The 15,082-nt window shown below is 62.8% G+C and carries 13 protein-coding genes; 4 read left to right on the plus strand and 9 right to left on the minus strand.

The annotated features are described in order from the left end of the window. Window positions 1–55 precede the first annotated feature (55 nt). The 5 genes from QTL96_RS22195 to QTL96_RS22215 all read right to left on the minus strand — a co-directional run bounded on the left by QTL96_RS22195 (window position 56) and on the right by QTL96_RS22215 (window position 7,560). Window positions 56–952, minus strand: coding sequence for an NAD(P)-dependent oxidoreductase (locus QTL96_RS22195; protein ID WP_289729226.1), 897 nt, complete (start codon window positions 950–952; stop codon window positions 56–58). Then, complete coding sequence (gene denD, locus QTL96_RS22200) at window positions 949–1,935, minus strand: D-erythronate dehydrogenase (RefSeq protein ID WP_289729227.1); 987 nt, start codon at window positions 1,933–1,935, stop codon at window positions 949–951. Before denD ends, QTL96_RS22195 begins: the two co-directional genes overlap by 4 nt. Before the next feature lie 139 nt (window positions 1,936–2,074). Beyond that, window positions 2,075–5,278: an efflux RND transporter permease subunit gene (locus QTL96_RS22205; protein ID WP_289729228.1), complete on the minus strand. Its 3,204-nt coding sequence runs from the start codon at window positions 5,276–5,278 to the stop codon at window positions 2,075–2,077. A gap of 232 nt (window positions 5,279–5,510) precedes the next feature. Next, window positions 5,511–6,704: an efflux RND transporter periplasmic adaptor subunit gene (locus tag QTL96_RS22210; RefSeq protein ID WP_289729229.1), complete on the minus strand. Its 1,194-nt coding sequence runs from the start codon at window positions 6,702–6,704 to the stop codon at window positions 5,511–5,513. A gap of 37 nt (window positions 6,705–6,741) precedes the next feature. Then, entirely contained in the window at window positions 6,742–7,560 is an 819-nt protein-coding gene (locus QTL96_RS22215; RefSeq protein ID WP_289729230.1) for an alpha/beta hydrolase, read from the minus strand. 181 nt (window positions 7,561–7,741) lie between these two features. Here QTL96_RS22215 and QTL96_RS22220 point away from each other — a divergent pair, with 181 nt between their 5' ends. Continuing rightward, a complete protein-coding gene (locus QTL96_RS22220; RefSeq protein ID WP_018897043.1) occupies window positions 7,742–8,653 on the plus strand; it encodes a LysR family transcriptional regulator in 912 nt (303 codons plus the stop codon). Window positions 8,654–8,984: 331 nt separating this feature from the next. Here the strand turns inward: QTL96_RS22220 and QTL96_RS22225 are convergent, their stop codons facing one another. Further along, window positions 8,985–9,725: an SDR family oxidoreductase gene (locus tag QTL96_RS22225; protein WP_289729231.1), complete on the minus strand. Its 741-nt coding sequence runs from the start codon at window positions 9,723–9,725 to the stop codon at window positions 8,985–8,987. A gap of 118 nt (window positions 9,726–9,843) precedes the next feature. Here QTL96_RS22225 and QTL96_RS22230 point away from each other — a divergent pair, with 118 nt between their 5' ends. From QTL96_RS22230 to QTL96_RS22240, 3 genes are read left to right on the plus strand one after another with little or no spacing between them, the layout of a single operon-like run. Continuing rightward, window positions 9,844–10,734, plus strand: coding sequence for a LysR family transcriptional regulator (locus QTL96_RS22230; RefSeq protein WP_289729232.1), 891 nt, complete (start codon window positions 9,844–9,846; stop codon window positions 10,732–10,734). Window positions 10,735–10,779: 45 nt separating this feature from the next. After that, complete coding sequence (locus tag QTL96_RS22235; protein WP_289729233.1) at window positions 10,780–11,100, plus strand: hypothetical protein; 321 nt, start codon at window positions 10,780–10,782, stop codon at window positions 11,098–11,100. A 5-nt stretch (window positions 11,101–11,105) separates the two neighbouring features. Beyond that, on the plus strand, window positions 11,106–11,696 hold the full coding sequence (locus tag QTL96_RS22240; RefSeq protein WP_289729234.1) for a DNA-3-methyladenine glycosylase: 591 nt from the start codon (window positions 11,106–11,108) through the stop codon (window positions 11,694–11,696). Here the strand turns inward: QTL96_RS22240 and QTL96_RS22245 are convergent, their stop codons facing one another. The 3 genes from QTL96_RS22245 to QTL96_RS22255 are packed head-to-tail and all read right to left on the minus strand — an operon-like array spanning window position 11,697 to window position 14,932. Beyond that, window positions 11,697–13,238: a DHA2 family efflux MFS transporter permease subunit gene (locus QTL96_RS22245; protein ID WP_112945322.1), complete on the minus strand. Its 1,542-nt coding sequence runs from the start codon at window positions 13,236–13,238 to the stop codon at window positions 11,697–11,699. Then, on the minus strand, window positions 13,231–14,469 hold the full coding sequence (locus QTL96_RS22250; RefSeq protein WP_289729235.1) for an HlyD family efflux transporter periplasmic adaptor subunit: 1,239 nt from the start codon (window positions 14,467–14,469) through the stop codon (window positions 13,231–13,233). The genes QTL96_RS22245 and QTL96_RS22250 overlap by 8 nt, the downstream gene beginning before the upstream one ends. Continuing rightward, window positions 14,462–14,932, minus strand: a complete 471-nt coding sequence (locus QTL96_RS22255) for a MarR family transcriptional regulator (protein WP_113008363.1) — start codon at window positions 14,930–14,932, stop codon at window positions 14,462–14,464. Before QTL96_RS22255 ends, QTL96_RS22250 begins: the two co-directional genes overlap by 8 nt. Between the last annotated feature and the right edge of the window lie 150 nt (window positions 14,933–15,082).

The following is a 15,082-nucleotide window of genomic DNA, read 5'->3' on the forward strand; positions in this document are numbered from 1 at the left end:
ATTGCATGACGGCGTACCAGCACTATTTATTGTTCGTCAGGGACCGTACCGACCATCAGGATTTTCCGCGTTCGCGGCCGGCCTTTCGCTCCAGCTGCAGCAGCAATCCGCTGTGATCCGTATCGCCATTGCCATCCTCGACGAACGCGGCGAACTCGGCGCGCACGGCCTCGGTCAGAGGCAAGGTCAGCGCCAGGCTTTTCGCCTCGGCGACGATATTGTTGAGATCCTTCAGCTGCAGCTTAGATGGGCCTGCGCCGCCGAAATTGCGCTCCACCATACGTTGACCGTGAATCTCAAGAATTCGGCTCTCGGCGAAGCCGCCCCGGATCGCGCGGCGAAACGCCTCCGCCGACCCACCGCCAGCCTCGACCAGCATCATCGCCTCGGCGACCGCACCGATGGTGATCGCTACGATCTGCTGGTTGCCGAGCTTGGCGAGCTGGCCTGTGCCGCTCGGTCCCACATGCGTCACCCGGCCAAGCGCGGAAAACACATCGCTGAGCGCATCGACGACATCGGCGCTACCGCCCGCCATGATCGCAAGCGTACCGGCCGAAGCGCCGACGACGCCACCGGAAACCGGCGCATCTAGGTGACGGATGCCGCGTTCGCCAAGCGTCGCCGCATGATCGCGCGCCGCTTCAGGCGTGATCGAGCTGCAATCGATAACAACCGCGCCGGGCGCAAGCGCCTCTGCCACACCTTGCGAAAACAGGACGTCACCAACAGCATTGCCATCGCTGAGCATGGTGAAGACAACGGATGCGCCCTGCACGGCCGCGACCGGCGTCGCGGCGACATCAGCACCGTCGCTTCTCAGCGCTTCGGCTTTGGTGATGTCGCGGTTCCAGGCGGTGACGGCAAAGCCGGCATCGAGCAGGCGCCGCACCATCGGCGCGCCCATCAGTCCGGTGCCTAGAAACGCGATCGCCCGTTGTTGACTGCTCATTGAATTCTGCCTTCCATTTCGTCTTCTATATGCACGCGAATGATCTCTTCGAAGCTCGTCTCGGCCACGAAGCCGAGGCGCGTTGCCCGCTCCGGCGCAAAGGCCCGCGCCCAGCCGCCGACGATCCTCATCACCAGCTCATCCGGCTCCCGCCGGATCAGCGCCACGGCCTTGTCGCCCGCGATCGCCCTCAAGGCTTCGATCTGCTCGCCGACCGAGGCGCTGACGCCGGGCATCGTCAGGCTTCGCTGCGCGCCAAGCGGCTCGAGATCGACGCTTGCGGCGTGGATCAGAAAGCCGACCGCCGAGCGCGGCGACGCATGCCAGTGGCGAACCGAATCCGGCACAGGAAGAATGGCCGGCTGGCCTGCCAAAGGCTCGCGGATAATGCCGGAAAAGAAGCCGGAGGCGGCCTTGTTCGGCTTGCCCGGCCGGACACAGATCGTCGGCAACCGAATGCCGATACCATCGATGAAGCCACGGCGCGTATAGTCGGCAAGCAAAAGCTCGCTCATCGCCTTCTGCGTACCGTAGCTCGTCAGCGGCGTCAGATTGAAATCGTCGGGTATGACATCAGGCATCGGCGCGCCGAAGACGGCGATGGAGGAGGTGAAGACCACACAGGGACGATAGCCATCCTGCAAATGCGCCAGACGGATCGCCTCGAACAGCGCCCGCGTACCCTCGAGATTGATCCCGTAGCCCTTCTCGAAATCGAGCTCGGCCTCGGCGGAAACGATGGCTGCCAGATGAAAGATGATATCAGGCCGCGACCCGACGATCAGCGCCGCCTGCCCCGGCTGCGAGATATCGGCCGCACTCGCATCCACCCGCCCGGCAAAGCCGACAGGTGCTGCCGGCGCCACGACATCGACCAGCGTCAGCCGCCCGATCTCCTGCCCGGACAGTTGCCCGTTGGCCACCAGCCGTTCGGTGAGTTTGCGCCCGATCATGCCGGCAGCGCCGATGATAGCGATATGCATCCAATGCCTCCATCTATGCCGGCGCGACTCCTCTCGCCCGGCAACGGTAGACTAATCAAGACATCGCCGCATGGAACCCCATCAACGCAGAAAAGGCGGGGACATGCCCCGCCTTTCGCAATCGTTATGGATGCAGAGCCTATTCGGCCGCCATCCGGATCACCTCGGCTCCACCGTGGCCGTTGTGGTCGTCGTCCTTGTGCTGCACCAGCGGACGGTTGCCCGCCAACTTGCGGATCAGCACGTAGAACACCGGCGTCATGAAGATGCCGAAGAAGGTGACGCCGATCATGCCGGAGAACACCGCAACACCCATGGCGGCACGCATCTCGGCACCAGCGCCGGTCGAGACGACGAGCGGCACGACACCCATGATGAACGCCATCGACGTCATCAGGATCGGGCGCAGACGCAAGCGGCTGGCCTCGACCGCCGCCTGGACAGGCGTGCGGCCTTCGAATTCCAGCTCGCGGGCGAATTCCACGATCAGGATCGCGTTCTTCGCCGAGAGACCGACAAGGACGATCAGGCCGATCTGGGTGAAGATGTTGTTGTCTCCACCGGTGAGCCAGACGCCCGTCAAGGCCGCCAGCACGCCCATCGGCACGATCATGATGATCGCCAACGGCAGCGTCAGGCTTTCATACTGGGCAGCCAGCACGAGATAGACGAGCAGCAGCGCCAGCGGGAAGACGAGCACGCCCGAGCTGCCGGCGAGAATCTGCTGGTAAGTCAGATCCGTCCACTCGAAGCCGATGCCCTTCGGCAGCGTTTCGTCGGCGATCCGCTCGATGGCCGCCTGTGCCTGGCCGGACGAGAAGCCCGGTGCCGGACCGCCGTTGATATCGGCGGCAAGGAAGCCGTTGTAGCGGGTCGTGCGTTCCGGTCCCGTCGTGGCATCGACCTTGAGGAGTGCCGACAGCGGGATCATCTGCCCCGAAGCTGAGCGCACTTTCAACTGGCCGATATCGTCGGCATGGGCGCGGAACTGCGCATCTGCCTGCACGCGGACGCTATAGGTGCGGCCGAATGCGTTGAAGTCGTTGACGTAGAGCGAGCCGAGATAGATCTGCAGCGTTTCGAAGACGTCGGTCACCGACACGCCGAGCTGTTCGGCCTTGGCGCGATCGAGGTCCGCGTAGAGCTGCGGCACGTTGATCTGGTAGCTTGAGAACAGGCCGGCCAGCTCAGGCGTCTGGTACGCCTTGGCGAGGAAGGCCTTGGTCGCTTCGTCCAGCGCGTTGTAGCCCAGGCCCGCCCGGTCTTCGAGCTGCAGCTTGAAACCACCCGTTGTGCCCAGACCCTGGACCGGCGGCGGCGGGAACATGGCGATGAACGCATCCTGGATCGCGCCGAATTTCTGGTTGAGCGTCATGGCGATCGCTCCGCCTGAGAGATCGGGCGTCTTGCGCTCCTCGAAGGACTTCAGCTTGACGAAGACGACACCGGCGTTCGAGCCGTTGGTAAAGCCGTTGATCGACAGGCCGGGGAACGCGATGGCGTGTTCGACGCCGGGCGTTGCAAGGGCAATGTCGCTCATCCGCTTGATCACGTCTTCGGTGCGGTCGAGGCTGGCGGCGTCGGGCAGCTGCGCGAAGCCGATCAGGTACTGCTTGTCCTGCGCCGGCACGAAGCCGCCGGGAACGGCGTTGAACAGGCCATAGGTCGCACCAGCAAGCGCCAGATAGATCACCATGACGATGCTCTTGCGCGACACCAGTCCGCCGACACCCTTACCATAGGCATTGGAGCTGGCGCTGAAGGCGCGGTTGAAGCCGCGGAAGAACCAGCCGAACACGAAGTCCATGCCGCGCGTCAGCCAATCCTTCGGCGCATGGTGGCCCTTCAGGAGAAGCGCAGCCAGAGCCGGGGAAAGCGTCAGCGAGTTGATCGCGGAAATCACGGTCGAGATGGCGATCGTCAGCGCGAACTGGCGATAGAACTGGCCGGACAGGCCGGTGATGAAGGCCAGCGGCACGAACACCGCCACCAGCACCAGCGCGATCGCGATGATCGGGCCGGACACTTCCTTCATGGCCTTGTAGGTCGCGTCGCGCGGCGAAAGGCCGTTCTCGATGTTGCGTTCGACGTTTTCGACGACGACGATCGCGTCGTCCACGACGATACCGATCGCAAGCACGAGGCCGAACAGGCTGAGCGCGTTGATCGAGAAGCCGAAGACGTACATGACCGCGAAGGTACCGATGATCGAGACCGGAACCGCGATCAGCGGAATGATCGAGGCGCGCCATGTCTGCAGGAACAGGATGACGACGATGACGACGAGCGCGATGGCTTCGAGCAGCGTGTCGACGACCTTCTCGATCGAAGCGCGGACGAACTGCGTGGTATCGTAGACGATCTCGTACTTCACGCCCTCAGGCATCGCCAGCTGCAGCTCGTCCATGGTCTTGATGACCTGGTCCGAGATGGTGATGGCGTTGGAGCCGGGCGCCTGGAAGACAGGGATAGCCACCGCCGACTTGCTGTCGAGCAGCGAGCGCAGCGAGTAATCCGAAGCGCCGAGTTCGACGCGCGCGACATCGCGCAGACGCGTGATCTCGCCATTGGCGCCGCTCTTGACGATGATGTTGCCGAACTCCTCGGGCGTCTGCAGACGGCCCTGGGCGTTGACGTTCAGCTGGATATCGACACCGGTAAGGCTCGGCGACGCACCGATCGTGCCGGCAGCGGCCTGCACGTTCTGGGCGCGGATGGCATTGGTGATGTCGCTCGCCGCCAGATTATGCTCGGCTGCCTTCTGCGGATCGATCCAAACGCGCATCGAATAGTCGCCCGACCCGAAGATCTGCACCTGGCCGACGCCCTCGATGCGGGCAAGCCGGTCCTTGACGTTCAGGACGCCATAGTTGCGCAGATAGGTGATGTCGTAGCGATTATCCGGCGATGTCAGGTTCACCACCATCATCAGGTCGGGCGAACTCTTGACTGTCGTGATGCCGAGCGCGCGCACTTCCGTCGGCAGACGGGGCTCTGCCTGGCTGACGCGGTTCTGCACCAGCTGCTGTGCCTGGTCGGGATTGGTGCCGAGCTTGAAGGTCACCGTCAGCGTCATCACGCCGTCGGATGTCGCCTGGCTGGACATGTAGAGCATGCCCTCGACGCCGTTGATCTGCTCTTCGAGCGGCGTGGCGACGGTTTCGGCGATGACCTTCGGGTTGGCGCCGGGATAGGTGGCGCGCACGACGATCGATGGCGGAACGACCTCAGGGTATTCGGAAATCGGCAGCGATCGCATGCCGATCAGGCCGGCGACCACGATGAGGACCGATAGCACACCGGCAAACACCGGGCGGTCGACAAAGAATCTGGAGATATTCATTTCAAAGCCCTCTCCGGGATGAAATTTGGGATGCAACGACCCTCTCCGGCGGTTGGGATACCGCCGGTAGGGGTAGAACTGGATGCTTAAAAGGCCCTCTCTGGCCTGCCGGCCATCTCCCCCACAAGGGGGGAGAAGACGTGTGGCACTGTCCTGCCAGATCCTGGCGTAGACGGTGCGGCAGCTTAGCCCCTCCCCCTTGTGGGGAGGGGTTGGGGAGGGGTCTTAGCTCTTACTTGGCCGCGACTTTCTCTTCCATCTGCGGTGCCACCACCGCGCCCGGACGAATGCGCTGCAGACCGTTGACGACGATCTTGTCGCCGACGGCAAGGCCGTTTTCGATCACGCGGTCACCACCCTCGGCAATGCCGAGCTGGACCGGCCGGTAGCTCACCTTGTTCTCGCCATCGACCACGAAGACGAACTTCTTGTCCTGGTCGGTGCCGATCGCACGCTCGCTGACGAGGATCTTGTTCTCGGCCTTCGGCTGGCCCATGCGAACCCGCACGAACTGGCCCGGGATCAGCTTGCCACCGGGATTATCGAACACGGCGCGAACGCCGATCGTGCCGCTGGAGGCATCCACCTGGTTGTCGATCAGCTGCAGCTTGCCCTTGATCGGCGTGCCTTCATCGGCAAGCGTGCCGACTTCGACGGGGATCTGTTCAAGTGCCGGAACCGCGCCATCGGCGGCGGGAAGCTGGGCGAGCGCCTTGGCGACCATGCCTTCGCTGGCGCTGAAGCTGGCGTAGATCGGATCGACGGAGACGAGCGAGGCCAGCTCCGACGAGGTCGATCCGGCCGCAACCAGATTGCCGACAGTCACTTCGAGCTTGCCGACGCGACCGGCAACCGGTGCCTTGACCTCGGTATAACCGAGCTCGAGTTGTGCCGAGCGAAGGGCTGCCTGCGCAGTGCGAAGACCGGCCTGCGCTTCGGTGAACGCGTTCTGACGCTGGTCGAGATCGCTCTGCGAAATCGTCCGGTTGTCGGAAAGCCTGCGGCCGCGATCAAGCTCGATCTGCGCAAGATTGACCTTGGCTTCGGCCGAAGCCACCTGGCCCTCGGCCTGCGACACGGCTGCCTGGTAAGGTGCCGGATCGATGGTGAAGAGCAGGTCGCCGGCCTTTACCAGCGCGCCTTCGCGGAAATGAACCGACTGCACGGCGCCGGCGACCCGCGAGCGGATCTGGACGCGATCAACCGCCTCGAGGCGGCCCGAGAACTGTTCCCACGCGGTCACGTCGCGGCTGCCGACGACGGCAACGGTGACGGGCACCGCGGGAGGAGTGGCCTGTGCTTCGGCGGTCGCCGCTGTGGCGGTGCCGCTCATCGGCAGTTCGAAAAAGATTGCTGCGGCTGAAACGGACGCAACAAGGCTCAGACCGGCGCCCACAAGGGCCCAGCGCTTCTTACTGGACGTCATTGGTATTCTCCTTACGGCCCCCACGGCCGTGTATTGATCAGGTCTTCAAAGGTACGGGTTGCCTGCGCATGTCGCGAACGAAGCTTCCGAATTCTTGGGTGATGCTTTCGCGCCAACCCGGAGGCTTGTCGGACGTCCCGCCGTAAATCGAAGGCCAGCCTGCCCCGGCGGGAGAGACATGCTGACGAACTGGTACGCCGGCCTGTTTCAGGCGATCGGCGAACCCAAGCGTCTCATCACGAAGGGGATCGTCCTTCGCGGTGAAGATCAGTGCGGGCGCAACGCCCGAAATGCGTGAACAGAGGCACGGCGCCGCATAAGGATGGCATCCGCCGCCGCTGAGATAATGGCTCCAGCCCGCGGCCCAACGCTCGCGCATGCCGATGCTGTCGGCTTCGCGCATCGAGGACGATCCCATGAACGGATCGACCAGCGGAGAAATCAGGACCTGCCCGTCAAGGGCATCTGCGTAGTGGTCGCGAGCCTTGAAGGCCACGCTGGCGGCGATGTTGCCACCCGCTTCCTCGCCGGCAACCAGCAGCGCGGAGTTGCGGTCACCGAGACCCGAGGCGCGCTTGTTGGCCATGTAGGAAAACAGCGAGTAGCCGACTTCGAGAGGCTTCGGAAAAACCCCGCCCAAGGGCGCGTTGTAATCCGCGACGACGACGATGGCGCCGGCGCTTGCGATCGCTTCCGCAACGGCATTGTCCTGCAGTCCCGAGGACTGGAAAGCACCGCCGTGGAAGTACAAGACGATCGGCGAACCCTTACCGTATTCGGCGCCCTGATAGATACGCGTCGACACGGGGCCGATGGCCACCTTGTCAAACACCATGTCTTTCACTTGCACCGTCATCGTATCGATCCTTGCGTCGCGGGTGTAATGTTGCCGTTGCAACATATTGCCCAAGGCGACGGCTTGCAATTTCTGAAAAAAAGATATTGTTATTCCACTCACGGAATAAGAAGCCTCAATACGATTACACTGTTCCGGATTTCGAACAATACCGCACTGCAACCTACTCAGGTGAATTCCGATGGACCAGCTCTCGGCAATGCGCGCTTTCATTCGCGTCGTGGAGACAGGCAATTTCACACGGGCCGCCGACACGCTCTCGATGCCCAAGGCGACGGTGACCAACCTCATTCAGGGGCTTGAAGCGCATCTGCACACCAAGCTCCTCAACCGCACCACCCGCCGCGTCATGGTGACGACCGACGGCGCGCTCTACTACGAACGCGCGGCCCAGATCGTTTCCGAGATCGCCGAGCTCGATGGCAGCCTTACAAACTCGCAAGGGCTTCCGAACGGGCGTCTTCGCGTCGAGATGGCCGGCGCCTTCGCCGACTGGATCGTCGTGCCGGCGCTCTGCGATTTCTATCAGAAATATCCCGATATCCGCATCGACCTCGGCGTCGGCGACCGCACCGTGGATTACCTCGCCGAGAACGTCGACTGCGCGCTGCGCGCAGGCACCCCGGCCGACCAATCCTTGATTGCACGCCGCGTATCCGAGGTGGAGCTCATCACCTGCGCCTCGCCGCTCTACCTTGAAAAGTACGGAGCACCGGCGAGACCGGAAGAACTTGAAAACGATCACTATTCGGTCAACTATTTCCGCGCGCAGACCAACCGGACGCTTCCCTTCGAATTCCGCAAGGACAACGAGGAGTTGGAGATCAATCCGCGCTATCTCGTCTCGGTCAACGACAGCAGAACCTTCGTGACGGCAGCCACCTCGGGGCTTGGCATCGCGCAGTTACCGCACTTCATGATCCGCAATGAGCTGGAAAGTGGTGCGTTGGTTCAGGTGCTGCCGGAGTGGAACCGCGAGCCGCTCGGGCTCTACATCGTCTATCCCCCGAACCGTCACCTCAGCAACAAGGTGCGCGTCTTTGTCGACTGGATGGTCAAGCTTCTGACCGACGCCAAGCTGGATGCTCGCTGACAGAACTGCGGCCCGCGAGGCGTTTACCTTCAACGGGCCGCAACCATATGTTTTGCCATTTCTTCTTTCACTCTCTGCCGGGTCACCAGGGAACAATGGCTCGGCAGTTATTGAGGTCTGATGCGTAGGATTGGAGGAGTCCCGCGCATCCCTACATTGCTAATATAGACAATCGTGATGCAAATGTAAGAGGATATTGCAGGCTCGCCGCTGCAAGGCGGAGCACAACCCTATCCCCTTAAAGATGCTGGCATTTTTCAACGCCTGATATCCACAACAGGGCACCGCCGGAAGGCGAGCGGCCCCAAGGCCGCCCTCCCCAAGACACAAATCAGATCATGCCGCCATTGGCGCGAAGCACCTGACCGTTGATCCAGGAACCGTCGGGACCGACGAGAAACGAGACGGCCGCGGCAATATCCTCGGGCGTGCCCAACCGCTCCAGCGGGTTCATCTTCGCCATCCGCGCCACCAACTCCTCGGACTTGCCGTTAAGGAACAGATCGGTGGCCGTCGGCCCCGGCGCAATCGCGTTGATTGTGATGTTACGGCCGCGCATTTCCTTGGCCATGATCCCCGTCAACGTCTCGACGGCCGCCTTGGTCGCGGCATAGACGCCATAGGTCTCGAGCTTCAGCCCGACCACCGACGTCGAGAAATTGACGATCCGGCCGCCATCGCGCATCCGCTTTCCTGCCTCGCGCAGCGTGTTGAACGTGCCCTTCAGATTAACGTCCATGATGCGCTGGAAATGCGCGTCGTCGGCATCCGCGATCGAGGAAAGCGCCATGATCCCGGCGTTATTAACAAGCACGTCGACGCCCCCGAAGGCTGCCTCGGCCGCGTCGAACATCCGCCGAACGGCTTCCGCGTCGCTGACATCGGCCTTCGCCGTCAGCGCCTTGCCGCCGCGCTTTTCGATCGCGGCAGCCAGCTCTTCGGCCGGCGCGGCGTTGCCGGAATAGTTGATCACGACGGTAAACCCGTCGCGCGCAAGCCGATCGGCAATCGCCGCACCAATGCCTCTCGACGCGCCGGTTACGATCGCAACCCTGTTTTCCGATACCGTCATTGTCGTTCTCCTTGATTGGAAGCGCGATATCGCGCCGTTGGAGAGAAGATGCCCCTTTTCTCGCGGCGGATAATCATCCATTATTCGCCATCACTATCCGGAAATAGCGAACAGACAGATGGACAGATTCGATGCCATGCGCGTCTTTTGCCGTATCGTCGAGCGGCGCAGCTTCACCGCCGCCGCCGAGGATACCGGCCTGCCGCGCTCGACGGTGACCGATGCGGTCAAGCAATTGGAGGCCCGTCTCGGTGTTCGGCTGCTGCAGCGTACGACGCGCCACGTGAGCCCGACGCTCGACGGCGAGGCCTATTACCGCCGCTGCCTGTCGATCCTCTCGGATATCGAGGACGCAGAAGGTGCCTTCGCCGGCGCCAAGCCGAAAGGCATGCTGCGCGTCGATGTGCATGGTACGCTGGCGCGCCACTTCGTGCTGCCCAACCTGCCATCCTTTCTCGAAGCCTATCCCGACATCGAACTCTACATGAGCGAGGGCGACCGTCTCGTCGATCTCGTGCGCGAGGGCATCGACTGCGTGCTGAGGGTCGGCACCCCCGCAGATAGCGACATGGTCGCGCGCCGCGTGGCGATGCTGGAGGAAGTCACGCTCGCCTCGCCTTCCTATCTCGCCCGCTATGGAACGCCCGAGCATCCCGACCGGCTCGACGGACACCGCATGGTCGGCTTTCACTCCAGCGCCACCGGCGCGCTGGTGCCGCTCGAGTTCCTCGTCGGCGGCCAGATCCGCAACATCACCCTGCCCGCGACGCTATCAGTCAACGCCGCCGAAAGCTTCCACGCAGCGGCGCGCCTCGGCCTCGGCATCATCCAGGTGCCGCGCTATCACGCCCAGCGCTATATCGACAGCGGCGAGCTCCAGCCCATCCTGCAGGACTATCCGCTGACCAAAACGCCGGTCTCGTTGCTCTATCCGCGAAACCGCCAGCTCTCGCCACGCGTCCGCGTCTTCATCGAGTGGTTGACGAAGGTCTTCGCGAGGCAAACATAGGCATACGAGAAAGACATCGGCAAACCCATCATCGGGAGCGAAACCATGACCATCACAGACATTTCAGTGAATGCACGCGAGGGCGGCTTTACCGTCATGTTCGGCGACAAGACCGGCAACAGCATTTCCGTGACGCTCTATAATGCGGCGACACCGGGCCTGACCCGCGACAACGCCGTCTCCCACGCCCGCCAACTACTTCTCGCGGCGCATGACAGCTCGGCCGGCGATGGCCCCCGCAGCAAGGATGCGGCGACGCTGGAAGAGGAGCTGGACGAAGGCCTCGAAGACACCTTCCCGGCAAGCGACCCGGTCTCCGTCACCGGCTCGTCGATCCCGCTGCATGATCCGAAGCCCGGCCGATAGATCATATGGACGACGGGACAGGCGCGCTCGGCGCGGCACCGATTGCAGGCGAAGCCCTCACCCGCTTCTTCGAGCGCGATGCGATCTCGGTCGCCCGCGATCTTCTCGCCTGCCGCCTCACCGTCGACGGCATCGGCGGACGCATCGTCGAGACCGAGGCCTATTTCCCCGACGACGAGGCCTCCCACAGCTTTCGCGGCCCGACACAGCGCAACGACGCCATGTTCGGCAGACCGGGCAACGTCTATATCTACCGCATCTACGGCATGCATTGGTGCCTGAACTTCGTCTGCACCCCCGGCTCCGCCGTGCTCATCCGCGCCATCGAGCCCGAAATCGGCATCGCCACGATGATCGAACGCCGTGGCACCGACGCGCTCACGCAGCTTTGCAGCGGCCCCGGCAAGCTCTGCCAGGCGCTCGACATCACCATCGCCCTCAATGATCGCCTGCTCGACCGCGACCCCTATTCGCTCACGCCGACGGCACAAGCGCCGATCGTCAGCGGAAAACGCATCGGCATAACGAAAAATGCCGAAGCACCATGGCGCTTCGGCATTTCAGGGTCTCGCTATCTCAGCAAACCGTTTCGCTGATCATTCCATCACGGCGCTGTGGTCCATGACAGGCGCCACCTTGGGCTTGCGCAGCAACAGCACCAGCGGAATGACCGCCAGCGACATGATCATCAGCAGCTTGAAATCATCGATATAGGCGATGATGGTCGACTGCAGCGTGATCAGCTCGTTCAGCGCCGCGCGACCGGCAGCGGTAAGCGGGCTCATGCCCTGCGCTGCCGCGGCATCGAAAGCGTGGTTGAACGGCGTGACATAGGCGGCGATGTTCTCGTGGTTCACCTGAGCGTTTTCGACCAAAAGCGCCGAGACGATGGAGATCCCCACGCTCGAGCCGATGTTTCGCGACAGGTTGTAGAGACCGGTGCCGTCGCCGCGCATCTCCGCCGGCAGCGTCGAAAACGCGATCGTCGTCAGCGGCACGAACAGAAAGCCGAGCCCGGCGCCCTGGATGAAGCCGACAGAGACGATCGTCCACTGCGACACATCGGGCGTCCAGCCGGTCATGTCATACATCGCCCACGCCGTCAGCCCGAGGCCGAGCACCAGAAGCAGGCGCGTATCCACCTTGCCGATCAGCCGCCCGACGATGAACATGCACAGCATCGTGCCCATGCCGCGCGGCCCCATGACGATACCAGCGGTGATGACGGGATATCCCATCAGCGTCTGCAGATAGGGCGTCATCAGCGCCAGCGAGGCGAGATAGGTGATCCCGATCACGAAGATGAAGATCATGCTGACGGAGAAGTTCCGGTCGAGGAACAGCTTCGGATTTACGAAGGATTTCTCCGCCGTCAGCGTGTGCACGACGAGCAGATAGAAGGCCGCGGCACAGATGATCGCCTCGATCATGATCTCGCCCGAGGCGAACCAGTTAAGCTGTTCGCCACGATCGAGGAAGAGCTGCAGTGAAGCGATGCCGAGGCTCATCATCCCGAAGCCGAACCAGTCGAGCTTGGCGAGCGCGTCCAGCTTCGTTTCGGTCACGTAGATCATGATGCCGGCAAAGGCGAGCGCCCCGATCGGCACGTTGATGTAGAACACCCAGCGCCAGCTGATGTTGTCGGTCAACCAGCCGCCGATGACAGGGCCAAGCACCGGCCCGACCATGACCGACACGCCGAACAAGGCCATGGCGGACCCGCGTTCTTCCGGCGTGTAGATATCGAGCAGAATTCCCTGCGACAGCGGCACCAGCGATGCGCCGAACAGGCCCTGCAACAGGCGAAAGCCGACGATCTGGTTCAGCGATTGCGCCAGACCGCAGAGCACCGACGCCACGACAAAGCCGGTGATCGCCGTCAGCAGCACCTTCTTGCGGCCGAACTTGGCGGCAAGAAAGCCCGACGGCGGCGTCATGATGGCGGCCGCGACGATGTAGGAGGTCAGAACCCAGTTGATCTGGTCGGCGCTCGCCGAAACGCTGCCCTGGATGTAGGGCAGTGCGACGTTGGCGATCGTCGTATCCAGCGCCTGCATGATGACGGCGAGGATGACGCAGGCCGTGATCATGCCGCGATTGGCGACCGGGACGAAGGGCGCGGAGGCAGCGTTACTCATGATCTCCGCCCGAGCGGCCCAGAAGCTTGGACACGAAATCCGGCAGGCCGCGCGCGTGGCCGGTATCGACATCGACGACCGTGCTCATGCCGACGCGAAGCGGCGGCTTGCCGGCTGCATCCTCGATGCTGACGCGCATCGGGATACGCTGCACGACCTTCACCCAGTTGCCCGTCGTGTTCTGCGCCGGCAGCAGCGAGAAGCTGGAGCCGGAAGCCGGGCTGATGCTCTCGACCTTGCCCTTCCAGGTCACACCCGGATAGGTGTCCACATAGATGGTGGCCGTCTGGCCGGGCTTCACATAGGTGAGCTCGGTTTCCTTCGGGCTGGCGTCGATCCATAGATTGTTGGTGGCGACCAGCGAGAAGGCCTGCGTCGATGCCTCGAGATAGGAGCCCGGCTGCAGCGCGTTCACATTGGTGGCGATGCCATCGAATGGCGCCCGGACGACGCTGTGATCGAGCTGGCGCTGCGCGTCGTCGACCTTTGCCTGGGCCTCGAGATAGAGCGGGTTCTGCTCGGCAGGCTGGTCGGCATTGCCGCCGAGCTGGGCGAGCGTGGCGGCCGCCTGCGCCTTGGCGACGGCGACCTTCTGCTGGCCGGCCTGCAGGTTATGCTTTGCCTGGTCGAACGCCGTGCGGGTGGCCGCGGAGCTGTTCAGCAGGTTCTGCTGGCGGTCGAATTCGGTCTGGAAATACGGAATGTCGGCCTCGGCCTGGGTGATCTCGGCCAGCGACTGCTGGTAGCTTGCTTCCAGGTTGAGGATCTGGTTGCGCACCGCACCGAGCTGCGCCTTGGCGCCATCGAGCGCGATCTTGAACACGTCCTGGCGAAGGCTGAACAGCACCTGGCCCTGCTTGACCGCTTCGTTCTCATGCACGTTGATCGTGTCGACGATGCCGGAAACGTCGGTCGTCAGCCCAACCATGTCGGACTTGATGTAGGCGTTGTCGGTCGACATCACCTGGCCGCCATTGACGTAGTAGTAGCCGCCGACCACGAGCGCGACCGGCAGCAGCGCAAACAGCACCGGCCGGGTCATGCTGCGCTTGCGGCGCAGCGGCGTGGTCACGGGTGGCGCCACAGTGGTGACAGGCGCCGGAGTGGACGATGGCGCCTCGGCGACGGTTTCCTCGCGGGGAGAAACCTCGTTCGTTTCGGCAGCAGTCTTGCCGGCAGCAGTATTGGCATCGGCGTCGGACACGACGCGCAGGGGAGTTTTATCAGCCATGGTTGGTCTCGTTTTCGGCCAATGCCAGGGGGGTCCGGCAGGCCTGCACTAGGTTGGTCTTCATCTGCGACAGGATTTGGAAAAGCTGCTCCCGTTCTTCGGCGGAAACATCCTCCAGGGCTTCGCCTCGCGTCACATCGCCAAGTCCGCGCATTTCCGCCAGAAGCGGATGTGCCTCCTCGCGCATGTAAAGCAGCCAGATCCGGCGGTCCGTCGGGTGCTGGCGGCGCTCGATCAGCCCGCGTTCGGCGAGCTTGTCGAGAATGCGTACAAGTGTGATCGGCTCGATCTCCAGCATCTCCGCCAGCCCGCCCTGGTGTATCCCCTCATTGTTGGAGAGATACGCCAGCGCCTGCCACTGCGACGACGTCAGCCCAAGACCCTTCGCCCGCTGCTCGAAACGCTTTCGAAGCAGACGTGCGACATCATGGAGGAGGAAGCCGAGAGGCGGATTGCTGTTCATTGAAGACTGCGCGAATAGTAAGCACACTTATAATGTGTCTAGATATATTGAGCAGGTGCAACATACAAGTCACCTTCGGTTGATTATTCGCCTTCTGCGATGAATTTATCGCACCCGGCTAAGGAACATGCCGCCGAAACCCGTGAGCGT

The organism is Rhizobium sp. S163 (assembly GCF_030380805.1).
Lineage (GTDB): Bacteria > Pseudomonadota > Alphaproteobacteria > Rhizobiales > Rhizobiaceae > Rhizobium.

Coding starts and splice junctions, on each gene's coding strand:
- QTL96_RS22195 (WP_289729226.1), bottom strand. CDS start 952: ATGAGCAGTCAACAACGGGCGATCGCGTTTCTAGGCACCGGACTGATG.
- denD (WP_289729227.1), bottom strand. CDS start 1,935: ATGCATATCGCTATCATCGGCGCTGCCGGCATGATCGGGCGCAAACTC.
- QTL96_RS22205 (WP_289729228.1), bottom strand. CDS start 5,278: ATGAATATCTCCAGATTCTTTGTCGACCGCCCGGTGTTTGCCGGTGTG.
- QTL96_RS22210 (WP_289729229.1), bottom strand. CDS start 6,704: ATGACGTCCAGTAAGAAGCGCTGGGCCCTTGTGGGCGCCGGTCTGAGC.
- QTL96_RS22215 (WP_289729230.1), bottom strand. CDS start 7,560: ATGACGGTGCAAGTGAAAGACATGGTGTTTGACAAGGTGGCCATCGGC.
- QTL96_RS22220 (WP_018897043.1), top strand. CDS start 7,742: ATGGACCAGCTCTCGGCAATGCGCGCTTTCATTCGCGTCGTGGAGACA.
- QTL96_RS22225 (WP_289729231.1), bottom strand. CDS start 9,725: ATGACGGTATCGGAAAACAGGGTTGCGATCGTAACCGGCGCGTCGAGA.
- QTL96_RS22230 (WP_289729232.1), top strand. CDS start 9,844: ATGGACAGATTCGATGCCATGCGCGTCTTTTGCCGTATCGTCGAGCGG.
- QTL96_RS22235 (WP_289729233.1), top strand. CDS start 10,780: ATGACCATCACAGACATTTCAGTGAATGCACGCGAGGGCGGCTTTACC.
- QTL96_RS22240 (WP_289729234.1), top strand. CDS start 11,106: ATGGACGACGGGACAGGCGCGCTCGGCGCGGCACCGATTGCAGGCGAA.
- QTL96_RS22245 (WP_112945322.1), bottom strand. CDS start 13,238: ATGAGTAACGCTGCCTCCGCGCCCTTCGTCCCGGTCGCCAATCGCGGC.
- QTL96_RS22250 (WP_289729235.1), bottom strand. CDS start 14,469: ATGGCTGATAAAACTCCCCTGCGCGTCGTGTCCGACGCCGATGCCAAT.
- QTL96_RS22255 (WP_113008363.1), bottom strand. CDS start 14,932: ATGAACAGCAATCCGCCTCTCGGCTTCCTCCTCCATGATGTCGCACGT.